This is a genomic window from Streptomyces kronopolitis (assembly GCF_050953795.1).
GTDB classification, from domain to species: Bacteria; Actinomycetota; Actinomycetes; order Streptomycetales; family Streptomycetaceae; genus Streptomyces; species Streptomyces kronopolitis_A.
The window spans coordinates 1,056,561-1,079,083 of the sequence record NZ_CP191850.1; the positions used below are offsets into that span (position 1 = coordinate 1,056,561).

General features: G+C 73.8%; 21 protein-coding genes. 10 read left to right on the forward strand and 11 right to left on the reverse strand.

Features of this window, described 5'->3' with window-relative positions; translation table 11 throughout:
* Nucleotides 1-274: 274 nt before the first annotated feature.
* The 4 genes from ACQP17_RS04280 to ACQP17_RS04295 form a co-directional block, all read right to left on the reverse strand.
* Complete coding sequence (locus ACQP17_RS04280) at nt 275-1,501, reverse strand: cytochrome P450 (RefSeq protein WP_433855002.1); 1,227 nt, start codon at nt 1,499-1,501, stop codon at nt 275-277.
* Nucleotides 1,502-1,696: 195 nt separating this feature from the next.
* Nucleotides 1,697-2,542: a DUF4097 family beta strand repeat-containing protein gene (locus ACQP17_RS04285; protein ID WP_433855003.1), complete on the reverse strand. Its 846-nt coding sequence runs from the start codon at nt 2,540-2,542 to the stop codon at nt 1,697-1,699.
* 89 nt (nt 2,543-2,631) lie between these two features.
* Entirely contained in the window at nt 2,632-3,150 is a 519-nt protein-coding gene (locus ACQP17_RS04290) for a hypothetical protein (protein WP_433855004.1), read from the reverse strand.
* Between the two features lie 244 nt (nt 3,151-3,394).
* Nucleotides 3,395-4,042, reverse strand: coding sequence for a TetR/AcrR family transcriptional regulator (locus ACQP17_RS04295; protein ID WP_433855005.1), 648 nt, complete (start codon nt 4,040-4,042; stop codon nt 3,395-3,397).
* Nucleotides 4,043-4,187: 145 nt separating this feature from the next.
* Between ACQP17_RS04295 and ACQP17_RS04300 the strand changes: the two genes are divergently transcribed.
* Complete coding sequence (locus tag ACQP17_RS04300; protein ID WP_433855006.1) at nt 4,188-4,817, forward strand: MSMEG_1061 family FMN-dependent PPOX-type flavoprotein; 630 nt, start codon at nt 4,188-4,190, stop codon at nt 4,815-4,817.
* A 39-nt stretch (nt 4,818-4,856) separates the two neighbouring features.
* Nucleotides 4,857-5,765 (forward strand): PDR/VanB family oxidoreductase, encoded by a 909-nt coding sequence (locus ACQP17_RS04305; protein ID WP_433855007.1) that lies wholly within the window; start codon nt 4,857-4,859, stop codon nt 5,763-5,765.
* 299 nt (nt 5,766-6,064) lie between these two features.
* Here ACQP17_RS04305 and ACQP17_RS04310 read toward each other — a convergent pair whose 3' ends face one another.
* A complete protein-coding gene (locus tag ACQP17_RS04310) occupies nt 6,065-6,256 on the reverse strand; it encodes a CsbD family protein (RefSeq protein ID WP_433855008.1) in 192 nt (63 codons plus the stop codon).
* A gap of 241 nt (nt 6,257-6,497) precedes the next feature.
* Between ACQP17_RS04310 and ACQP17_RS04315 the strand changes: the two genes are divergently transcribed.
* Nucleotides 6,498-7,037 (forward strand): hypothetical protein, encoded by a 540-nt coding sequence (locus tag ACQP17_RS04315; protein ID WP_433855009.1) that lies wholly within the window; start codon nt 6,498-6,500, stop codon nt 7,035-7,037.
* A 30-nt stretch (nt 7,038-7,067) separates the two neighbouring features.
* Here the strand turns inward: ACQP17_RS04315 and ACQP17_RS04320 are convergent, their stop codons facing one another.
* The 3 genes from ACQP17_RS04320 to ACQP17_RS04330 all read right to left on the reverse strand — a co-directional run bounded on the left by ACQP17_RS04320 (nt 7,068) and on the right by ACQP17_RS04330 (nt 9,168).
* Nucleotides 7,068-7,565 (reverse strand): NUDIX hydrolase, encoded by a 498-nt coding sequence (locus tag ACQP17_RS04320; protein ID WP_433855010.1) that lies wholly within the window; start codon nt 7,563-7,565, stop codon nt 7,068-7,070.
* 75 nt (nt 7,566-7,640) lie between these two features.
* On the reverse strand, nt 7,641-8,258 hold the full coding sequence (locus ACQP17_RS04325) for a hypothetical protein (protein WP_364876538.1): 618 nt from the start codon (nt 8,256-8,258) through the stop codon (nt 7,641-7,643).
* Nucleotides 8,259-8,340: 82 nt separating this feature from the next.
* Nucleotides 8,341-9,168, reverse strand: a complete 828-nt coding sequence (locus ACQP17_RS04330; protein WP_433855011.1) for a glutamate racemase — start codon at nt 9,166-9,168, stop codon at nt 8,341-8,343.
* Between the two features lie 180 nt (nt 9,169-9,348).
* Between ACQP17_RS04330 and ACQP17_RS04335 the strand changes: the two genes are divergently transcribed.
* Entirely contained in the window at nt 9,349-10,521 is a 1,173-nt protein-coding gene (locus ACQP17_RS04335) for a glycosyltransferase (RefSeq protein ID WP_433855012.1), read from the forward strand.
* A 21-nt stretch (nt 10,522-10,542) separates the two neighbouring features.
* Here ACQP17_RS04335 and ACQP17_RS04340 read toward each other — a convergent pair whose 3' ends face one another.
* Nucleotides 10,543-11,943 (reverse strand): TerD family protein, encoded by a 1,401-nt coding sequence (locus ACQP17_RS04340; protein WP_433855013.1) that lies wholly within the window; start codon nt 11,941-11,943, stop codon nt 10,543-10,545.
* A 245-nt stretch (nt 11,944-12,188) separates the two neighbouring features.
* On the opposite strand from ACQP17_RS04340, the gene ACQP17_RS04345 reads away from it, so the two are divergent.
* The 4 genes from ACQP17_RS04345 to ACQP17_RS04360 all read left to right on the forward strand — a co-directional run bounded on the left by ACQP17_RS04345 (nt 12,189) and on the right by ACQP17_RS04360 (nt 17,069).
* The gene (locus tag ACQP17_RS04345; RefSeq protein WP_364876530.1) at nt 12,189-12,623 is read left to right on the forward strand and encodes a DUF6643 family protein; all 435 of its coding nucleotides are present in this window, start codon (nt 12,189-12,191) and stop codon (nt 12,621-12,623) included.
* A gap of 46 nt (nt 12,624-12,669) precedes the next feature.
* Nucleotides 12,670-13,494 (forward strand): MOSC domain-containing protein, encoded by an 825-nt coding sequence (locus ACQP17_RS04350; RefSeq protein ID WP_433855014.1) that lies wholly within the window; start codon nt 12,670-12,672, stop codon nt 13,492-13,494.
* Nucleotides 13,495-13,854: 360 nt separating this feature from the next.
* On the forward strand, nt 13,855-14,448 hold the full coding sequence (locus tag ACQP17_RS04355; RefSeq protein WP_364876790.1) for an Rv1733c family protein: 594 nt from the start codon (nt 13,855-13,857) through the stop codon (nt 14,446-14,448).
* A 164-nt stretch (nt 14,449-14,612) separates the two neighbouring features.
* Entirely contained in the window at nt 14,613-17,069 is a 2,457-nt protein-coding gene (locus tag ACQP17_RS04360) for a right-handed parallel beta-helix repeat-containing protein (protein WP_433855015.1), read from the forward strand.
* On the opposite strand, the gene ACQP17_RS04365 is transcribed toward ACQP17_RS04360, so the two are convergent.
* A complete protein-coding gene (locus ACQP17_RS04365) occupies nt 17,039-19,453 on the reverse strand; it encodes a hypothetical protein (RefSeq protein ID WP_433855016.1) in 2,415 nt (804 codons plus the stop codon). The genes ACQP17_RS04360 and ACQP17_RS04365 overlap by 31 nt on opposite strands.
* Nucleotides 19,454-19,735: 282 nt before the next feature.
* Between ACQP17_RS04365 and ACQP17_RS04370 the strand changes: the two genes are divergently transcribed.
* The gene (locus ACQP17_RS04370; RefSeq protein WP_329153222.1) at nt 19,736-20,578 is read left to right on the forward strand and encodes a DeoR/GlpR family DNA-binding transcription regulator; all 843 of its coding nucleotides are present in this window, start codon (nt 19,736-19,738) and stop codon (nt 20,576-20,578) included.
* 71 nt (nt 20,579-20,649) lie between these two features.
* Entirely contained in the window at nt 20,650-21,123 is a 474-nt protein-coding gene (locus tag ACQP17_RS04375; RefSeq protein ID WP_433855017.1) for an SRPBCC family protein, read from the forward strand.
* Between the two features lie 8 nt (nt 21,124-21,131).
* On the opposite strand, the gene ACQP17_RS04380 is transcribed toward ACQP17_RS04375, so the two are convergent.
* A complete protein-coding gene (locus tag ACQP17_RS04380) occupies nt 21,132-22,289 on the reverse strand; it encodes a PLP-dependent cysteine synthase family protein (RefSeq protein WP_433855018.1) in 1,158 nt (385 codons plus the stop codon).
* Between the last annotated feature and the right edge of the window lie 234 nt (nt 22,290-22,523).

The window sequence follows — 22,523 nt, forward strand, 5'->3', positions numbered from 1 at the left end:
GGATCTGGCGCCGGGGAACGCGGTAGGCGCTCTCCGCGCAGAGGGACCACCCCTCACGATCGGGAACATTTGAGCATGAATGCTGCCTTATCGGTCGGATGCGCGGCTCGCCCGGCAGACCCGTTCAGCCACCGGTGTTCCCTCGGTGGGGCTCCCCCGCCGCGCGGTACGACAACACCTCCGATCAGAGCTGCGGCCTCCTGCCAGCCGTCAGCCGCGCGGGCACCGATTCCCCCGCGGCTGACGACACAGGTGACACGCCGGGGCTGCGGTCCTACCGGGGCGATTCCGTCCAGGTGACAGGGAGTTCATGGACGCCGTAGATGTTCATGTCGGTCCTGAGCTTCACCTCCTCCGCGGGCAGGGCCAGCTCAAGGGTCGGGAAGCGGCGCAGCAGTCCGTCGAAGCCGGCACGCATTTCGATACGGGCCAGTTGCTGGCCGAGGCACTGGTGGATGCCGTGGCCGAAGGACAGGTGCCCCCGGGCATTGCGGTGGATGTCCAGGGTGTCGGGGTGGTCGAAGCGGAGCGGATCGCGGTTGGCGGCCAGCAGGGAGACGACAACGGTCGACCTCTCACGGATGAGTTCACCGCCGAGTTCGATGTCCTCCGTGGCGTAGCGGTAGAGGACGTCGACCACGGACAGGTAACGCATCAGTTCCTCGACGGCGCCTGGCATCAGCTCCGGGTGTGCACGCAGTGCGGCCAGTTGCTCGGGGTGCTCCAGGAGCGCGAAGGCGCCCAGTGCCAGCATGTTGGCGGTGGTCTCGTGGCCGGCGAGCAGCAGCAGGAAGGCGGCGCCGGTCAGTTCCTCGATGGTGAGGTCGTCATGGCGCGCCAGGTCGGAGAGTATGTCGTCGCCGGGGGTGGCCCGTTTACGTGTGACCAGCTCGGACAGGTACGTCGTCAGTGCGCCGTAGGCGGCCATCTTCTCGTCCAGCGGCTGGTCCTTGACCAGGAATTTGGCGGAGTTGACCTGGAAGTTCTCCCGGTCCGCGTAGGGGACGCCGAGCAGTTCGCAGATCACCAGCGAGGGCACCGGCAGCGCGAACTCCTTGACCAGGTCGACCGGCGGGGCGAGGCGCGCCAGTGCGTCCAGTTGCCGCTCGGCGATGTCGACGATGCGCTCTTCGAGCATCTTCATGCGCTTGACGGTGAAGGCGCCGGTGAGTCTGCGCCGCAGTCTGCTGTGGTCCGGCGGGTCCATGGCGATGAACATGCCCGGGATCTGCGGGGACGGTTCGGTGCTCACGGGCATGCCGGGGGTCTCGTACGGCACATGGAGAACGCCGAGGTCCTGGCGGGAGCTGAACCGGGTGTCGGCCATGAGCCGACGGACCGCTTCGTAGCCGGTGACGAGCCAGCCCTCGTGGCCGTCGGGGAAGACCATGGGGCTGACGGGCCGGGCCTCGCGCAGCCGGGTGATGCGGCGGGGCGGGTCGAACGGGCCGGCATCGCGCTCCATCGGGAGGCCGTGCGGGACAGGAACCGGCAGGGTCATGGGAGGTCCTTTCGGTGCGGTCGGTGCGGTCGGTGCGATCGGTGCTGCCGGACGGCGGCGGATGACCGTCGGTCGATCGACCGCACGCCTAATGGTGGCGTGGGCATGACAGGAGAGCGCAGGGGTTCCTCCCGCCCGAAGGCAGCAGCGGGAGGCCGGGGCGGGTGGGCGTAGGCGCCGGGCGCGCGGGAGAGGTCAGGACTTGGCACGGAGGATGTCGATGTTGCCGAAGCGGGTGCGGGCGCGGACCTCGACGGTGTCCTCGGCCCTGTCCGGGGACTCGGACGCGGCGAGCGCGTTACGCACCTGCCCGGCGCTCGAGCTGACGTCGAGCCAGGCGGCCGTGCCCTGGCGGATGCCGACCTCGATGGCGCCGTGCGAGGTCTCCAACTGGACGGTGCCGCGGACCACTTCGGCCACGCGCAGGGTGCCGTTCGCGGTGGTCGCGGCCACCGAGCCCTCGGCGCGCACGATGTCGATGTCGCCGTTGGCGCCGTTCACCCGCAGCTCACCGGTCGCGGCGCCGACGGTCGTGGTGCCGTGCGAGTTCTTCAGGACGGCCGGCCCGTCGACGAGGCCGACGCGCAGGCTGCCGGAGCTGGTGGTGATCTCGGCCTTGCCCTCGATGCGGTCCACGGTGATCGAACCGTGCGACGCGGTGAGGTGCAGCGGCCCGGTCGTCTCCAGGCGCACATCGCCCGAGGAGGTCTTCACCCGGACCTCGCCGAGCCGGCCCTCGCCGAGCACCTGGGTCCAGGCGCCGGTCACGTCGACGTGCGAGCCGGTGGGCAGATCCACCGACACATCGACGGTGCCGGTGCGCCCGAGCAGATGGCGCTGCTTGGGCGTCCGGACGGTCAGGACGCCGCTCAGGTACGTCACCTCCGTCTGCTCGGCGGCCCGTACGTCCACGTCCCGCTCGGGGTCGCGGGGCCGCACCTCGACGACCGTGTCGCGGCGGTCGCCGGCGGTGAGATGGAGGGAGCCGGCGTAGACCTGGGCGGTGGCGGAAATCGGTTCGGGAGTGTCGAAAGAAGGCATGGCTGTTCCGTCCTCGTGAGTCCTTGAGTCGTCCCCGCTGGTGGGACGTGGTGTGGGTGGAGGTGGAGCGGGCGGGCGCGGGGGCGCGGCTAGCGCACCCAGCCCGTGAAGTTCTGTCCGACGGTGTGGGTCTTCTCCGCCGCACGCGGCCGGGTGCCGCCGTCGACCGCGGCCGACACGGCGCGCACCAGCCACGCGTTGACCGACAGGCCCTCGCGGTTCGCGGCCTCCTCGGCGCGCGCCTTGAGGTGGGCCGGCAGGCGCAGATTGACCCGGGCGATGCCACCGTCGTCGCCGTCCGCGGGGGGCGGCGCCGCGAGTGGTTCGGCGGGCGCGGCCGCCGCTTCGTGCGGGACGCCGGCGCCGGACGGCAGCGTCACCACGAAGTCGGGGTCCAGCCCGCGCAGCCGTACGTCGACGGAGCCCGGGGCGAGTTCGCGGGTGATCTCGTCCATCGCGGCGGAGAGCACATTGAGCATGGTCAGGCGGGTCGCCGACTCCAGCGGAGTGGTGAGCCGCTCGGCCAGCTCGCGGGCATCTTCCCCGCCGGCCTCGGCGGCCACCGCGAGTTCGCGGCGGAGAGTGTCGACATACGGCGTGAGGTCCATGACGTCATCATGGCATCACTGTGGCACCACACGCAAGGCCGAAGGATGTGCCATGTCGGGCGAGCACAGAGTCTGCCGCCCTGACCTGCATGAATCACAGGAAATGACCTGCGCCATCGCGGCACCACGACCGCACATTGCGTCGCCAGGGGCACGGAATGACACCGGATGGCACCACGTGGCACCACCCCGCGCCATCCGGCACCACCCGCACCTCGTGGCACCACGCAAGAGCCGCGGCGGCCTACGGAGCCACGGCCCCCTCCCCCCGCGGTCCGCCCGCGAGGTAGCGGGTGAGCATGGTGACCAACTCGTTCTCCAGGCGGGCGGGATCGAGCGGGTCGGGCGCCGCGATGAGCTGGTGGACGAGCAGTTCGACCGTGGAGACGACGAGCCGCGCGGCGATGTGCACATCGGCGGCCCGGCTTTCCGGATGGTCCTCGATCAGCTTGCGGACATAGGCGGTCCGCGTCTCCTGGTAGCGGGAGGTCTTCTCCAGCAACTCCGGGGAACGGGGCGCCTGTTCGATCATGACGCGGAGGAGCTGCGGATCGTCCAGGTGGTTGTCGATCGCGAGGCGCACATAGCCACGGATGACGTCTTCGAGGGGACGGAGCGGCCCCTCCTCCTGCTGGCGCGCGGCGGCGGCCATTCCCACGTCCAGATGGCGGGTCAGCAGCTCCACCAGGATCGCGTCCTTGTTCGGGTAGTACTGATACAGCGAGCCGATGGAGATCTGGGCCCGCTCCGCGATCCGGTTGGTGGTCCCGGCGGCGTACCCGTACTCCGCGAAAACGTGAGCAGCGGCCGCGAGGATCCGCTGCCGGGTCAGCTCCGCCCGGGCCTGACGGGGCTGTTTACGTGGCTGGAGTCCGCCTCGTCCCGATGTCATGACACCTCCTGGACAGCACCGCGAATGCGAGTAGCGCGCGACCTGAGTAATTGCTCACAATAGTGCCATGACCTGCGGCGGAGCGGTACGCCGCGGTTTCCTGCGTGCGGTCGCCCGCCCGCCCCCGATCCGGAAGGAGCGCCCTGTGATCCCGACCAGCACACGCCCCCGGCGGCTCTCGCCCGCCGATGTCCGTGCCCGGCTCGGCGAGCCCGAGGAGATGATCAAAGCCAAGATCCAGGACCGCATCGACGCGTACTTCCACCGCTTCATCGCCCACTCCCCCTTCCTGACGATGGCCACGGCGGACGCGGCGGGCCGGGCCGACTGCTCACCCCGCGGCGACTACCCGGGGTTCGTGAAAGTCCTGGACACGCACACGCTCGCCATCCCGGACCGGCCCGGCAACAAGATCGCCGACTCCTTCCGCAACCTCGCCGAGAACGACGGGATCGGGCTGGTCTTCCTGATCCCCGGACTGCCCGAGATGCTGCGCGTCAACGGCAGCGCCTACCCCACCGACGACCCCGACGTGCTCGCCCGGATGCGGACCGAGGCGCGCGAGCCGGAGCTCGCACTCGTCGTGGACGTCGCCGAGGCGTACTTCCACTGCGGACGCGCGCTGTTGCGCTCCCGGCTGTGGGACCCCGCGAGCCAGGCCCTCGCCGACGAGATCCCGTCGGCCGGCGAGATGGTCACGGCCCAGTCCGGTCTCGACATCGATCCCGACGACATCAACGACGCCCTCCAAGAGGCCTACCGCAAGCTCTACTGACCGCAACGCCCCCGCCTGCCCCAGGACCTAGGACTCTTCATGCAGCACACCGTCGTCGACCGCATCGAGACGATCGCCGAAGACACCGTCGCCCTTCGCCTGCGTGCTGTCTCCGGGCCGCTCGCGCCCTGGGAGCCCGGGGCCCACATCGACCTGGCGCTGCCCAACTGGCTCACCCGGCAGTACTCGCTGTGCGGCGACCCGGCCGACCGGGAGTCCTACCGCGTCGCCGTCCGCCACGAACGGCTCAGCCGGGGCGGCTCGGAGTATGTGCACCGGTTCCTGCGCCGGGGCCGCGCCCTCGGCGTGTCCCTCCCCCGCAACCACTTCCCGCTCGTCCCCGCGCCCGGCTACCTCTTCCTCGCGGGCGGCATCGGGATCACCGCCCTGCTGCCGATGCTGCGCGCGGCGGCCGGGGCGGGCGTCCCCGCCTCCCTGGTGTACGTCGGGCGCTCGGCGGGGGCCATGCCGTTCGCCGACGAACTGCGGGCCTCCTACGGCGAGCGGGTGCGGATCATCGCCACCCGGGAGGAGGGCAGGCCGGACCTCGCGGCCCTGGCGGCGGGAACCGCCCCCGGCACGCTGGTCTACTGCTGCGGCCCCGACTCGATGCTCACCGCCGCGGAGGCCGCGTTCCCGGCCGGACGGCTACGCGCGGAGCGCTTCCGCCCGGCGCCCAGGACGTTCGGCCCCGACACGGAGTTCGAGGCGGTGTGCGCCCGGTCGGCACGTACGGTCCGGGTGCCGGCCGACGACACGCTGCTGGACGCCCTGGCCCACGCCGGGTACCCCCTCCCGTCGGGATGCCGTGAAGGCGTCTGCGGAAGCTGTGCGCTCACCGTCCTCGACGGCGAACCCGACCACCGCGACGACATCGGCGCCCCGGAGGGCCGGATGTACGCCTGCGTCTCCCGGGCCCGGTCCCCGCGCCTGGTCCTGGACCTCTGACGAGGCGCGCCCCTCGTGGCCTCGGCGGGGATGGCCGGCGGCACCGCCGTGGCCTCGGCCTCAAGTGCGACTCGGGTTCGTGCTCGCGGACCGACGCGCCGTGCCGCCGGATCCACCGCGCCCGCAAGGCCTGACGCACGCGACCCCCGGGACGGTGGGCACGGACGCCGCGCAGGGCGGGGCGTCGTCGGCCGCACCGTCCACGGGGGCCTGGAATACCTGATGTACGGCGGGGGCGTGGCGGGCCGGGGACGGCTCCGGGAGACGGGCCAGTGGGTCCGCCACGCCCCCGCCGGGCGTCAGGAGCGCTTGCCCTTGAGGGAGTCCTTCATCCCCTGGGCGTTGTCACGGGCATCGCCCATGGCGCTCTTGGCGCGGCCCTTGGCCTCGTCCGTGCGGCCTTCGGCCTTCATGCGCTCGTCGCCCATGACCTTGCCGGCCTTCTGCTTGGCCTTGCCCTTCATCTTGTCCATCGCACCCTTGTCACCCATGTCGAACTCCTTCGTGCAGAGAGGAAAAGCTTCGCCTCCACGCTGCCGCAGGTCGTATCGGCCCGCACCCGGAGTCGGCCGGCGGAGGGAACTCCCGTGCGGCCACGGTCCGTCCGGGCCCCCGCGCCTCCCGCACGGCGTCACCCGATCAGCCGTCCCGGTTCGCCGGGCCCGCCCCGGCCCCCTAGCGTCGTACGACGCAGCGTGCCGTCTGCGCACCGCCGCCACAAGGGAGTCCGACATGCGGAGGGTCCTCACCGTGCCGACCGTGCTGCTCGCCCTTGCCTCGGCGGGGTGCGGGGACGGCGGCGAAGCGACGACGGCGGCCTCGTCCGCCACGGGCAGCGGCCCGGGCGACCGCGGCTCGGCGTCCCCGACCGTCCCGGGACAGCCGGTGGACTGCGGCGAACTGGCCGACGCACTCGGCCCCGAAGGCGATGTCACGCTCTTCGCGGATGCCGCGGCCGGCGGCACGGTGGGCTGTACGGAGGCCCGCACGGTGATGTCCGAGTTCTTCCTGCGGGCGCCGCGGGAGGCCGAGGACGACCGGGGCACCCTCGCCGTCCGGGGCTGGCTCTGCCAGTACGAGAGCGGCCCCACGGGCACCTGGATCACGACCTGCCGCAAGGACAAGCGGGAGATGCACACGGAGGAGCCGTCCGGCGGGAACAGCGACCCCGGACCCTCCGAGCAGCCCGGCACACCGGACGGCTCGCAGCTGCCCACCCTCCCCGACGAGCCCTCCGACCCGATGGACGAGCCGTCGACGGAGGAGCTGTAGGCGGACGCCGGGCCGGTCCGCCGGGCGCTGTCAGCCCTGGGGCGTCCCGGGGTCCTCCCCCCTCCCCTGGAACCACGTCGGCCCCGGCTCCAGCGCCCGCTTGATGCGGGTCAGCGCGTACTCCTGGAGCTCCGGCAGGGCGTCGACCGCGAACCAGCCCACCTCCAGCGACTCGTCGTCGTTGACCCGGGCCTCGCCGCCGACCGCCCGGCAGCGCAACGTCACGTCCATGAACTGGCAGACGTCCCCGTTGGGGTAGTGGGTGGGCGGCATGGTCTCGATGAGGACCACGGCCTCCGGGACGACCCGCACCGCGGTCTCCTCGTACACCTCGCGCACCGCGGTCTCGGCCGGCTGCTCGCCGGGCTCGGGGATGCCGCCGATCACCGACCAGCCGCCGGTGTCGACCCGCTTGCCCAGCAGGACGCGACCCCGGTCGTCGAAGACCACCGCGCTCACCCCGGGCAGCCACAGCAGCTGTCGGCCGATGGAGGTCCGCAGGTCACGGATGAAATCGGGAGTTGCCATCCTTCGACCCTACGGGAGATCGCCGGTGGGCTCCCGGCGTACGTGTCCCCGCCGCCCGCGGCCGCCCGGCCGCGCTCAGGCGCCCGCCGGGGACCCCTTGCGCGGGCGGAGCCGGCCGCGGATCACCCGCACGGCGCCCTCCGCGTCATCGACGGTGATCGTGAAGGTCCGCCCGTCGCCGAGCCGCAGGATCACGCCCTCACCGCGGCGGACGACGACGGCCGTGCCCTGCTCGGGGCGCCAGCGGTAGCCCCAGCCGCCCCAGTGGCGGGGGGTGACCTGCGGGGTGAAATCGGCGCCGACGACGGTTTCCAGGGGGATCCGGCGGCGCGGCACCCCTATATGCCCGCACCGCACCTCCAGGTACTCCTTGTCCACCCGCACCGCGACATGGACGAAGGCGAGCGTGCCGAAGAGCACCAGCAGGCCGGCCGCCACACAGCCGACCACCGACATGACCAGGGGCGCCAGGCCCGAGGTCCAGTTGCTGTCGACGGCGAGTTCGATGCCCAGGGCCAGACAGGCGGCGCCGATCGCGGCCAGCAGCCACTGGATGCGGTTGGTGGCACTGCCGTGCCAGACCTCGGGAAGTTCCGCGTGGGAGCCGCCGGCGGGGCGGGCCGGGCCGTCGGCGCCGTCGGTGGGGTCCTGGCTCTCGGGGGCGGCTGCCCCCTCGTGGGGGTGGTCCCTCATGAGACGCAGCGTACGCGTCTTCGCACCCTGGGGCAGCACGTCGGACGCGTCCGGGTCTCGGTGCGCGCGGGCGTGGCCGGTGTCAGCGGCGGGCGGTGGCGGCGGCGCCGTCCGCCGTCGGCGCGGCGCCGTCCGGGCGGGACCGGGCGAGCAGTTGGCCCTCCACGTAGGCGAGCGCGGTGGCCGGGAGCGCGCCGGGGCGGCCGCTGAGGAGCACGCTCAGGGTGCCGGTCGCGGCGGCCGCCGGGGCGGGCTCGGCACCGATCCGGCGCAGCGCCTGGGCGGCGACCGCCTCGGCGGAGCCGTACAGCACCAGGGCCGGGGCGCCGGGCTGCTGGAGGGCGGCGCGGATCCGCTCGGCGACCAGCTCGTAGTGGGTGCAGCCCAGGACGACGGCCCGCAGGTCCCCGGGGGTGTGCCGGGCGGCGGCCGCCACGGCGGCGTCGATGGCGGCCTCGTCGGCCTGCTGCACCGCGTCGGCGAGCCCCGGGCAGGGCACCCCGGTGACGTCCGCGTCGCGTCCGAACCGTTCGATCAGATCCCGCTGGTAGGGGCTGCCGGTGGTGGCGGGGGTGGCCCAGATGGCGACCGGGCCGCCACCGGCCGCGGCGGGCTTGACGGCCGGGACGGTACCGATGACCGGGATGTCCGGTTCGAGGGCGGCGCGGAGGGCGGGCAGGGCGTGGACCGACGCGGTGTTGCAGGCGACGATCAGGGCGTCCGGCCGGTGCGCGGCCGCGGCCCGGCCCACCGCCAGCGCATGGGCGGTGACGTCGTCGGGGGTGCGGGGTCCCCACGGCATCCCGTCGGGATCACTGGAGAGCACCAGATCCGCGTCCGGCCGCAGTCGGCGCACGGCGGCGGCCGCCGCGAGCAGCCCATTCCCGGAGTCCATCAGCGCGATCTTCACCCGGACACTTTACTCAGCCGGGTGTCCGTCTTGTCATACCGGCTCGTCACGCCGGGCGGGGACGGGGGCGGCCGCGGACGGCCGCCCGGCCGGGCGCACGCCGGCGCCACGCCGGGGCCACCGTGCCGATCACCGCCGCGCGCCGGGCGCGGTGCGGCAGACTGCGGTGCCGTGGGAGCGATGGAGTGGATCGGTGCCGGGTCGCTGCTGGCCTGGGTGTGGCTGCTGCTGGGGCAGGGCTTCTTCTGGCGGACGGACGTCCGGCTGCCGGACCGCCGCGATCCGGAGCGCTGGCCGTCGGTCGCCGTGGTGGTCCCGGCCCGGGACGAGGCCGCGGTGCTGCCGGACAGCCTGCCCTCGCTGCTCGGGCAGAAGTACCCGGGCCGGGCGGAGGTGTTCCTGGTCGACGACGGCAGTACGGACGGGACCGGTGCGTTGGCACGGGAACTGGCCGCCGCGCGGGGCGGACTGCCGCTGACCGTGTCCGCGCCCGGTGAGCCCGGGCCGGGGTGGACGGGGAAGCTGTGGGCGCTGCGGCACGGCATCGCGCTGGCGCGCGAGCGCGTCGGGCCGGAGTACCTGCTGCTGACCGACGCGGACATCGCGCACGAACCGGACAGTCTGCGGGAGTTGGTGGCGGCGGCCCGGTCGGCGGATCTGGACCTGGTCTCCCAGATGGCACGGCTGCGGGTGGAGACGCGCTGGGAGCGGCTGATCGTGCCGGCGTTCGTGTACTTCTTCGGGCAGCTGTATCCGTTCCGGTGGGTCAACCGTCCCGGGGCCCGGACCGCGGCGGCGGCCGGCGGCTGTGTGCTGCTGCGGCGGGAGGCCGCGGAGCGTGCGGGCATCCCGGAGACGATCCGGCACGCGGTGATCGACGACGTGACGCTGGCCCGCGCGGTCAAGCGCGCCGGCCGGGCCGGGGGCGGGGCGGCGGGCGGGCGGATCTGGCTGGGGCTGGCGGACCGGGTGGCCAGTGTGCGGCCGTATCCGCGGCCGGCCGATCTGTGGCGGATGGTCTCGCGCAGCGCCTACGCCCAACTGCGGCATCAGCCGCTGCTGTTGCTCGGCGCGGTACTCGGTCTGACGCTGGTCTACCTCGTGCCGCCCGTCGCGCTGGTGGCCGGGGCGGCCGGCGGCGGGGCGGCGCTCGCCGCGCTGGGCGGGGCGGCCTGGGCCGTGATGTGCGGGACGTATCTGCCGATGCTCCGCCACTACGGGCAGCCCTGGTGGACGGCGCCGCTGCTGCCCTTCACCGCGCTGCTGTATCTGCTGATGACGGTGGACTCGGCGGTGCAGCACCACCGGGGGCGCGGGGCTGCGTGGAAGGGCCGGACGTACCCCAAGCCGTGAGCGGCGCCCCCACGGCCGACGTCACTTCCGGGCCGGCGCCCAGTTCAGGCCCCAGCCGTAGGCCTGATCCACGGTGCGCTGCGGGCTGACGCCGGGCGCGGGCACGAGGTAGCGGGCCTCACGCTGGACGACGAGTTCGCTGCCGGTGTTCGTGATCAGGGCCAGCGCGCAGACGGTGGAGGGCACCGTGCAGGCGTCGAGCGTGAAGTCGACGGGGGCGCCGTGCTGCGGCTGGAGGGTGACCGTCGCCTCCAGCCCTTCGAAGCTGCGGGCACCGGCGTAGACCGTGACGAAGATCAGGATGCGCTTGATCCGCGCCTGGTGGTCGAGGTTGATGGTCATGTTCTCGCCGCCCGCGACGGCGCCGGTGCGGTCGTCGCCGTCCAGCTGGATGTACGGCGGGGCGTGCAGGGCGCCGAAGTTGCTGCCGAGGGGGTGGACCACCCCGGCGGCGCCGTCGGTGAGTTCGTAGAGCGCGCACAGGTCGAGGTCGAGTTCCCCGGACGGCAGCAGCGCGCCGCGGGCGCCCATGGCCTGCATGGCCTTGCGGCCGAGGGTCTTGCCCAGCCGCTTGCCCGCCGAGCCACCGTTCCAGTTGAGGTTCACCCGCATCGCCCCGGAGATGCCTCCCTGCTTCGTCAGCGAGACGGCGGGGGCGGTCTTCGTGAGCGTCACCTTGGTCAGCCGGACGGGCGGGGACGCGGGGGCCGGGGCGGGCTGCCCGGGCGGCGGCGGGACGGACGTCACCGGCTGTCCGGTCGGCAGCGGGGGCGGGGGTGCGACAGGGGGCGCGGGCGTCCCGGGTGCCGTGGCCGGCGGCGCGGTGGGCGGCGGCGCGGTGGGCGGCGGCACCGCGGACGGCGCCGCGGGAGCGGGGGCGGCAGCCGGGGCGGGCGCGGGTTCCCCGACGCTGATGCCGAAGTCGGTGGCCAGCCCGGCGAGACCGGTGTCGTAGCCCTGGCCCACCGCGCGGAACTTCCAGGCGCCCTGGCGGCGGTAGAGCTCGCCGAGCACGAAGGCGGTCTCGGGCCCGGCGTCCTCGCTGTCGAAGCGGGCGAGTTCGGCGCCGTCCGCGGCGTCCAGCACCCGGATGTGCAGCCCGGGCACGCTCCCGAAGGTGCCGCCGTCGGCGGAGGCGGCGAGCACGACGGTGTCCACGGCGGGCTCGACGGCGGCCAGATCGACGGTGAGGCCGTCGGTCACCGCGCCGCCGGCCGGACGCTTGCCCTCGTGGCGGACGGCGCCGGAGCGGTGCGCGGCCTGGTTGTAGAAGACGAAGTCGCCGTCGTCGCGGACCTTTCCGGACACCAGCAGCAGCGCGGAGGCGTCGACGTCCGGCGTCCCCGGGGCGCTCCGCCAGCCCAGTTCCACCCGGACCGCCGGGGCCGGGATGGGGACATTCCCGCCCTTGAGCATCGACATCGCCGCACCTTCCTGTCATCTGCCGTACCTGCCGTGGTGCCGCCTCCCAACCTACTTGGCCCGAACCGTTCCGAACGCCCCTTGTTCACCTGCGAGGAGCGGGGTCTTTACACGATCCCTACGGGCGATCGCGACCGATTTCCACAAGTTCGCTCGCATTGGCGCTCGGCAGCCACTCCGAACACGGAAAACAACCCTCTTGCCAGACTCCCCAATCGGCACATCGTGGGCTTAACTTATGAAGCATGACCTCCCCCCGCTCTACCTACGGCGGCGGCTACTACGCTTCGCCTTCCTTCCCGGACACCCCGATCTACGACAGCCTCGTCGCGGAGCGGGGCACGCCCCAGATCGCCCCGATCCGGGTCAACCCCTCTCCTTACGACACGGGCTCGCACTACGCCCCGGCGCTGCCGGCCCTTCCGGCGCTCCCGTCCGGGCCCTCCCAGGGCTATCCGGGCGCGGCCGCCCAGCCGGTCGCCCCGCTCCAGCAGGCCCCGGCGCCCTACATCCCGCAGCAGGCGGGCGTCCGCGGCTATCCGTCCCCGCAACAGCAGCAGCCCCAGCGCCCGCCCATGGGCACGGGGTACGAGTCGATGCGGCCGGCCGCGCCGGTGGCTCCGCGGCCGCCGTCGCCGTACGACGACCCCTACGGCCGCCAGTATCCGCGGGGGTACTGACCGGCTGATCGATCATTGGTCCGAGACGGCTGGCAGGATGGACGGCATGCCGACGCCTGCACTCCGTTCGATCCACCTCTACCCGGTCAAGTCCCTTGCGGGGTCCGGTCCCGGCGAAGCGGTCGTGGAGCCGTGGGGGCTCGCCGGGGACCGCCGCTGGCTGCTGGTCGACGCCGAGCACCGGCAGCTCACCCAACGGCAGCTGCCCGCCCTGGCGTTGGCGCATGCCCAGGGGCTGCCGGGCGGCGCGCTGCGCCTGACCGCGCCCGGACGGCAGCCGCTGACGGTCGAGGTGCCCGCCTCCGGGGAGACGTTCCCGGTCGAGGTCTGGAAGGACCGGGTCGAGGCGGTGCCGGCGGCGGGGGCGGCGGCCGAGTGGTTCCGCGGCTATCTGGGCGTCGACTGCCGGCTGATGCATCTCGACGCCCCGGACAAGCGCCGCCCGGTCGACCCGGAGTACAGCGAGCCCGGCGACACGGTCGGCTTCGCCGACGGCTTCCCGCTGCTGCTGACGGCGAGTTCCTCGCTCGACGCCCTCAACTCCCTCATCGCGCAGGGCGACCACGCCGACGACGGGCCGCTGCCCATGAACCGATTCCGGCCCAATGTGGTCGTGGACGGCACGGCTCCCTGGGCGGAGGACGACTGGCGGCGGATCCGCATCGGCGAGGTGGTCTTCCAGGTGGCCAAGCCCAGCGCGCGCTGCGTGGTCACGACCACCGACCAGCACACCGCCGAGCGCGGCAAGGAGCCGCTGCGCACGCTGGCCCGCCACCGCCGCTTCGGCGACCGCCTGGTTTTCGGCCAGAACCTGATCCCGCGCGGGACCGGCACGATCCGGATCGGCGACCCCTTCGAGGTCCTCGACTGAGCAGCCCGGGGCGGCCCTTCGCCGGGGCGGACAGTTCGCGGCGGCCGCCCGGGACGGCCGCCGGGGTCCCGTAGCCGCCGCACCGCAGGCCGTCAGCCCGTCGCCGTCAGCCCGTCGATCATGCGGTCCAGGAGGCGGCCCAAGGCGTCCTGGCCCCTCACCGACCCGGATGCCGACGGCCGCGAGCCCGTGCGCTGACGGGTCGGGCCGCAGGGCGACAGACGTGCGAGCGGCGTGCCTATCCCTCCTGATGTCACGTTTTGTACGTCGCGAAGTTGCTCCCTCTTCGCAGAACTCTCGCGTGGACCACCCGCGATGAGGTATTCACGGACACACCGAGAGGGGGCAACCATGCGAGCGATGCGAGGCGTGTGGCGCTGGCGGCACAGTCCGCTGTGGCGCCGCACCGACCGGATCGAGGCCTGGGTGGCGCTGGCCGCCGCCCTGCTGATCGCCCTCGGCGCGACCTCAGCGGGCTGGGCCGTCGGCCGGGCCGCGCACGGCGCGCTGCTGGACAGCGTGCGGATACAGCACCAGCAGCGGCATCTGGTGTGGGTCACGGTCGACCGGCTGGTCTCGCGGACCCCGCTGGACCCCGACCCGGAGACCGCCTCGCAGCGCGACGCGCACCGCCGGGTCCTGGCCCGCTGGGTCGCGCCGGACGGCAGCGAGCGGATCGGGGAGCTGGCCGCGCCCCGCCCCGTCGAGCCCGGCGAACGGTTCCGGATCTGGGCGGACGGCCGGGGCCGGGTGATGCCGCGGCCGATGGACGTCAGCACGGCCGGTACGCACGCGGTGCTGGCGGGGCTGGGCACGGCGGCCGGCGTCGGCATGATGATCGAGGGTGCCAGGCGGCTGGTCGGCTGGCATTTGACGGTACGTCGCTTCCGCCGCTGGGACCGGGAGTGGGAACGGGCGGGCCAGGACTGGGGCCGGGCCGATGCCGGTAGTTGAGGGCGGCCGAGCAGGCCGCTGACCGTGTCAACCACCGTTCGTCCGGCGCGCTACGGTGGTGGCGCCGGCCCCTCGGCCGGCGCCTCGCAGGCCGGAAAGCGGACATCCGCGGACGGATGCCGGCGAGCCGACACAGCCGCACGAAGTGGGGACACGACAGCACCATGGCACAGGGCTCGGTCCAGGTGACGCACTCCGGAACCTCCCGGTGGCGGCGCCGTACAGGGGAGTACAGCTCGCTCGCCGCCGCCCTGGAGGCCGCCGGGGACGGCGATGTGCTGACCGTCCCGGCCGGTACGTACCGGGAGAATCTGGTGCTGGTGCGCGCGGTGACGCTGCGCGGCCCGGAGGGCGCCCGCGGTTCGGTGCGGATCGCCCCGGCCGACGGGGTGGCGCTGACGGTCCGCGCCTCGGCCACCGTCCACGATCTGCATCTGGAGGCGACGGATTCGGCGTCGCCGGCCCTGCTGGTGGAGGACGGCGCCCCGGAGCTGTCCGGGCTGCGGGTGGTGACCCGCTCCGCGTCCGGCATCGAGGTCCGCGGCGGCGCCCGCCCGACGGTGCGCCGCTGCACGGTGGACAATCCGGGCGGGGTCGGCATCAGCGTCCTGGACGGCGCCGGCGGCCTCTTCGAGGAGTGCGAGGTGATGGCCGCCGGGCAGGCCGGTGTGGCGGTGCGCGACGGGGCCCATCCGCGGCTGGAGAACTGCCGGATCCACCACGCCTCGGGAGCCGGTCTGTCGGTCAACGGCGAGGGCAGCGCGGTCGAGGCGGTCGGCTGCGAGTTCTACGAGATCAAGGGCGCGGGGATCCAGATCGCCGCGCGGGCCACCGGCCACTTCACCGACTGCACCGTGCACCGCACCTCCGCCGACGGGGTCACCCTGGACACCGACGCGGTCCTCACCCTCGCCGACTGCGACATCCACGACATCCCGGAGAACGCGGTCGATCTGCGCTCCCGCTCGGTGCTCACCCTGACCCGCAGCACGGTGCGGCACTTCGGACGCAACGGCCTGTCCGTCTGGGACCCGGGCACCCGGGTGGACGCCAACCGGTGCGAGATCCACGACAGTACCGGCGACTACCCGGCGGTGTGGGTCAGCGACGGCGCCACCGCCGTGCTCGACTCGACCCGGGTGCACGACGTGCCGGACGCGCTGTTCGTGCTGGACCGGGGCTCGCGCGCGGACGTCGTGGACTGCGACCTCACCCAGGTCCGCAACACCGCGGTCTCGGTCAGCGACGGCGCGACCGTCCAGCTCGACGACTGCCGGATCCGCGAGGCCGCCACCGGCGCGTGGTTCCGCGACCACGGCAGCGGCGGCACGCTCGCCAACTGCACCATCGACGCCGCCCAGACCGGCGTGATCGTCACCAAGGGCGCGGACCCCACCATCGAGGGGTGCACGGTCAGTTCACCGGCCGAGGCCGGGTTCTACGTCTCCGCGGAGGGCCGCGGCACCTTCCACGGCTGCCGGGTCACCGGGAGTTCGGGCTTCGGCTTCCATGTGATCGACGGCTGCCGGACCACCCTGACGCGGTGCCGTACGGAGCGGTGCGCGCGCGGCGGCTACGAGTTCGCCGAGGGCGGCGCGGGGCAGGGCGACGGGCCGGCGGTCCGGGACTGCACCAGCGACGAGAGCCGCGCCCACCCGGCGCCGGCCACCGGTGCGGTGGCGGCGCCCGCGGTCCAGCAGCTGACGCGGACCACCGGGTTGCTGGGCACCGTGCCGGCGCAGGGCGCGCCCCAGGCCGCCGCGCCCGCCGCTTCCCCGCCCTCGCCCGCCGCCGGACCGGCCGTCAGCGGCCGGCCCTCCGGCGAGGTGCTGGGCGAACTGGACACCCTGGTGGGCCTGGAGAGCGTCAAGCGTGAGGTGCGCAGCCTGATCAACATGATCGAGGTGGGGCGCCGGCGGCAGGAGGCGGGGCTGAAGGCCGCCTCGGTGCGCCGCCATCTGGTCTTCACCGGCTCCCCCGGTACCGGCAAGACCACCGTGGCCCGCCTCTACGGTGAGATCCTCGCCGCCCTCGGGGTGCTGGACCGCGGGCATCTGGTGGAGGTCTCCCGGGTGGACCTGGTGGGCGAGCACATCGGGTCGACGGCGATCCGCACCCAGGAGGCGTTCGAGCGGGCACGCGGCGGGGTGCTGTTCATCGACGAGGCCTACGCCCTCTCCCCCGAGGACTCCGGACGGGACTTCGGCAAGGAAGCCATCGACACCCTGGTGAAGCTGATGGAGGACCACCGGGAGGCGGTGGTGGTGATCGTGGCGGGCTACACCGCCGAGATGGCGCGCTTCCTGGCGGTCAACCCCGGTGTGGCGTCCCGTTTCTCACGGACCATCACCTTCGGCGATTACGCGCCGGAGGAGCTGCTGCGGATCGTCGAGCAGCAGGGTGAGGAGCACGAGTACCGCCTCGCCGAGGGCACCGGCGAGGCGCTGTTGAAGCACTTCACGGCGCTGCCCAAGGGACCCTCGTTCGGCAACGGCCGCACCGCGCGGCAGACCTTCGAGGCGATGGTCGAGCGGCACGCGGGCCGGGTGGCGCAGCTGACCGACCCGAGCACCGACGACCTGACCCTGCTCTACGCGGACGATCTGCCCGAACTCCCCTGATCCGCACGGCGGTCCGGGCCGTCGGCGGGCCGCTGCCCCGGCAGGTCCGGGCCGAGCCGGGCGATGAGCTCGGCGCGCACCCGGTCGAAGACCGGATCGGCCTGGTAGTCGCTGTGGGCCAGGATCTGGGCGGGCAGCGGGTGGTGCAGGGTGCGGCCGAAGGCCAGCGGGTCACGCAGCGGCCCCTCGTCGATCCGCCGGCCGTCCTCGCAGGTGAGCCGGATCGGGCCGCCGATCGGGTCGGTGAAGCGCCACAGATTGCGCCAGTCGTCCATCTGGCGGTGCAGACCGGTCAGCGCCGGCGGCCCGAAGAAGGCCGGGAACCAGCGGCCGTAGAGGCGCTCCAGAGGACTGCCGTACGTCAGCAGCGCGACCCGGCTGCGGGTGACCAGGTCCAGCTGCCAGACGGCGGCGGCCGCCAGCACACTGCCCTGGGAGTGCCCGGAGAGCACCAGCCGGCCGTCGAACCGCTCGGTCCAGGTGGCCATCCGCCAAGTGAGGTCGGGGACGGCACGCTCGGCGTAACAGGGCGGCGCGAAGGGGTGGGCGGCGCGCGGCCAGAACGTGCCGACGTCCCAGAGGATGCCGATGGTGCGGCGCGCGGCGTGGTCGCGGTAGGCGCGCCGGCCCATGGTGACCAGCAGTATGACGCCGGCGCCCATCAGCCAGGAGCCGAGGGACTCCGCGGTCTCGGCGGCGGCGTGCACGACGGGTGTCGCGCCCTCGGTGGCGCGGCCGGGCGCCAGGTCGGTGAGCCAGGCACCGGCCACCGCACCGGCCCCGAGGACGAGGGTGACCGCCGCGATGGCCGCGACCAGGACGGGGGCGGCGTCGGTGAGTCCGGCCCGGGCGATGGCACCGGCGATACCCCGGACGCGGCGCCGGGCGAGGTGCTCGCGCGGGTCGTAGAGCCCGGGGACGTCACGGGCCACCCGGCCGCGGACGACCACCACCCGGACGGCGGCGAGCACCGCGACCGCGGCGACGACCACCAGGAGCACCGGCAGGACCGAGGCCTGCCAGGACAGCAGGACCGGCGGGCCGGGGATCGGCGCGTGTGCCTGGCCGGGTGTCGCGTCCCCGTCCAGCCAGTCCGCGAAGCGCTGCGCCACTCCCCCGGACAGCACCCCGCCGACCGCGCAGGCCAGCAGGGCGACGGCCGGTCCGCCCATGCCGCGCAGGGCGGTGCGGGCGTCGTCCCGGGCGGCGCGCTGCAGGACCCAGGCGGTCAGCGCCAGCGCGAGGACCAGCAGGCTCTGGAAGACGGCGATGCCGCCGAAGGCCGCGGCACCGGGCAGCGCGCCGTGGCTGCGGGCCCCGGGGCGCGCCCAGCCGGTGTGCACGGCGATCAGCACCAGTGTGGCGAGGGCGGCGTACGGCAGTGCCCGCACGACCGGGCGGTCGGACTGGTCGTCCGGCGCGGCCTCGCTGCGGGCGGTGTGCCACACGACCGCCAGGGCGGCGGCGGCGAGCAGCGCGACCAGGACGGCCAGTGCCCGGCCGGTGGCCGCCAGGACGACGCTGCCGCCCGCCCGCGCGTCGGCCCTGGCGCCGGCGGCGAGCAGCACGGTCCCGATGGTCAGCACCCCGGCCGTGGTGTGCGCGGCGCGCAGCCGGGCGACCACCCGGCGGCCGTACCAGAAGCCTTCGAGGCTGAGCGCGGTGCGTTCGGCGGGCGGGACGTCGCGGGAGGTGCCGGGCCGCCGCGGCGGCGGCGAGGCCGACTCGTAGGCGCTCCACGTACGGCGCGAGAGCCACCACAGGAAGCCGACCACGGCCAGCGGCACGGTGGCGGCGAGGGCGAGGCGGCGGCCCGGGGCGCTCCACCAGCCGGAGTTCTCGGGGCTGAGGAAGCCCATCCAGGACTTGCCGGCGGCGCAGGCGGTGGTGCCGGCGCACTGCCAGGCCGTGAGGTCGAGGGCGACCTCGCAGGCCGCGGCGGCGAGCAGCACGGTGAGGGTGAGGGCGAGGATCCGCACCAGCACGTCGTAGAGACGCTGGGCGCGGTGCTCGGGCGGGGCGGCCGGGCGCATCCAGTGGGCGAGGTTGGCGACCATGAAGGGCAGCAGGATCAGCCACAGGGCGCGGGCGCCGTTGCCGGAGGTGAGGTTGGACCAGCAGTACGCCTCGCGGACCGGCTCGCCCCGGTAGTCGTCGGGCCGCTGCTCGGCGTCCGCGTCGTCGGTGCGGCGGTAGCAGGCCGCGGTGTCGTCGCCGGTGACCAGGCGGACGCGGGGATCGCCGAGCATGTCCTGGGCCGAGGTGCCGCCGACCCCGTGCACCAGCAGCTCCAGCGAGAGCCGGGGGGCCGTCGGGGGCGGCCCGTCTGGCGGGGTGTCACGGTCCTTCGCGCGGGCGGGCGGTGTCGCTCCCGCGGTCTCCATGGACTCCACAGTCTCCCCCGTAGTCGGTGTGGCGCCGTGCGGTGCGGCGCCCCCGGGATTGTCCCTGTCCGGTGGGCACGCATCCAGTCCCCGCACCGCGGCTTGCGCCCGGAACCGGCCGCCCGTCCGCTTCCCACTGCTCACCGCCGCCTACCGCCGCTTCCCACCGGCAACCGGCGTCACTGTCGGTACCACGTGCGAGGATGAGGGCATCAGTGATCGCGGACAGCAGCCGGCGCGCAGACCCGGGAGCGAGAGCCGGGGCGGAAGGGACGGGCCGGGGTGAGTGACAACCAGAACCTCCTCGCGGAACAGCGGCGGGCCCTGATTCTCGACGAGGTCAGACGGCGCGGCGGGGTACGGGTCAATGAACTCACCCGCAGGCTCAAGGTGTCGGACATGACGGTCCGCCGCGATCTGGACGCCCTCGCCCGGCAGGGCATGGTGGAGAAGGTGCACGGCGGCGCGGTGCCGGTCAGCGAGCCCAGCGCGCACGAGCCGGGATTCGAGGCGAAGTCGGCGCTGGAGCTGAGCGCCAAGGAGGACATCGCCCGGGCCGCCGCCGAGATGGCGGCGCCGGGCAGCGCCATCGCGCTGGCCGGCGGCACCACCGCGTTCGCGCTGGCCCAGCGCCTGCTGGACGTGCCCGATCTGACGGTGGTGACGAATTCGGTGCGGGTGGCCGATGTGTTCTACACCGCGCAGCGGGCCGCGGCCAGCGGTGGCGGGCCCCGCGCGGGGGCCGCCACGGTCGTGCTGACGGGCGGGGTGCGGACGCCGTCGGACACGCTGGTGGGACCGGTCGCGGACGCCGCGATCCGTTCGCTCCACTTCGACGTGCTGTTCCTGGGGGTGCACGGCATATCGGTGGAGGCGGGGCTGTCGACGCCGAATCTGGCGGAGGCGGAGACCAACCGGCACTTCGTGCGCTCCGCGCGGCGGGTGGTGGTGGTCGCCGACCACACCAAGTGGGGCACGGTGGGCCTGAGTTCGTTCGCCTCGCTGGACCAGGTGGCGGTGCTGGTGACCGACTCCGGGCTGCCCGCCGCGGCGCGCGCGGAGTTCGCCGAGCTGCCGCCGGAGCTGGTCGTGGCGGGCGAGGAGCCGGCGGACGCAGACATCTGACGGGACGGCGGCTATGGTGTGCCGCGCCGGGGCTCCCCCGGTCCGCCGACCGTTCCCAGGGGGACTCTCCCATGGCACGCCGACTGCGCCCCGTCGAACTCGACTTCACCGCGTCCGCCCCGCTGCGGCTGGTGTTCGCCGCGGAACTCGCCGCACCGCCCGCGGCGGTCTACGCGGCGCTGGCCGAGGAGGTGGCGGACTGGTCCAGCTGGTTCGCGGGCGTCTCCCGCGCGGCGCCCACGCGCGACGGCACGGGCCGGGAGGTGTGGCTGACCGGCGGCACCCGCTTCGCCGAGACGGTCCTGGCCGCCGAGCCCGCCGCGCACTACGCCTACCGGGTCGACACCACCAACGCCCCGGGCGTGCGGGCGCTGCTGGAGGACTGGCGGCTGACGCCGGCCGGCGGCGGCACCCGGCTGCGGTGGATGTTCGCGGCGGACGGTCCGGCGCCGTTCCGCCTTCTGCTGACGCTGGCGAGGCCCGGCCTGGGCCGGGCCTTCCGGCAGTCGGCCCGGGCCCTGGACCGCCGGCTCGCCCGGGGCTGAGCGACGGCTCAGACGGGCCAGGAGCCGGTGGCGAGGAACTCCTCCAGGGTGCGCGCGTAGGGCGTGATGTCCAGGCCCTGGGAGGCCAGCCAGGCATCGGAGTAGTACTTGTCGAGGTAGCGGTCGCCCGGGTCGCACAGCAGCGTGACGACGGACCCCGTGCGGCCGTCGGCGACCATCTCGGCGACGATCCGCAGGGAGCTCCACAGCCCGGTGCCGGTCGAGCCGCCCGCCTTGCGGCCGATCGCGGACTCCAGGGCGCGGACCGCGGCGATGCTGGCCGCGTCCGGCACCTTCATCATCCGGTCGATGGCGCCGGGCACGAAGCTGGGCTCCATCCGGGGCCGCCCGATGCCCTCGATGCGTGAGGCGGTGGCGCAGTCGCTCCGCGCGTCCCCGGTGCGCCAGCCGTCGAAGAAGCAGGAGTTCTCCGGGTCGGGGACGCACACACGGGTGTCGTACTGCATGTAGTGGACGTAGCGGGCGATGGTCGCGGAGGTGCCGCCGGTGCCCGCGGTGGCCACGATCCAGGCGGGCTCGGGATAGCGCTCCAGCCGCAGCTGCTGGTAGATCGACTCGGCGATGTTGTTGTTGCCGCGCCAGTCCGTGGCCCGTTCCGCGTAGGTGAACTGGTCCATGTAGTGGCCGCCGGATTCGGCGGCGAGCCGGGCGGAGACCTCGTAGACCGTCCGCGGGTCGTCCACCAGATGGCAGGTGCCGCCGTGGAACTCGATCAGCCGGGTCTTCTCCTGGCTGGTGGTGGCCGGCATCACCGCGATGAACGGCACCCCGATCAGCGAGGCGAAGTAGGCCTCGGACACGGCCGTGGAGCCGCTGGAGGACTCGATGACGGGCTTGTCGGGGCGGATCCAGCCGTTGCACAGCCCGTAGAGGAAAAGCGAGCGCGCCAGCCGGTGCTTGAGGCTGCCGGTGGGGTGCGTCGACTCGTCCTTGAGGTAGAGGTCGATCCCCCACGCCTCGGGCAGCGGGAAGCGCAGCAGGTGGGTGTCGGCGGTTCGGTTGGCGTCCGCCTGCACCTTGCGAACGGCTTCTTTCAGCCAGCTTCGGTAGTCCGGATCCGTGCGGTCGACATCGACGGTCGGCAGCGGGCCCGGACCCGCGGTCTCGTGGTCGGGCCGGCTCTGCGGCTGCTGTGCGGTGCTCACCGGCGCACTCCTCAAGGGGCTGGGACAACGGCCACGCAGCGGCGGGCCGATTCCGACTATAACCCCCACCGCACCTCTCCCACCTGCATAAACATCGCTTTGAGAAACCCCAAGGAGGCCGTGGGGAGGCGCCGTTGCGGGCGCTCGGCACGGGGGAGACTGGTGCACCGGGCGCCATACCGGCAGACTTCACCCAAGGGGCGGTGGAGGGCAGCTGCCCGTTCACCGAGGAGG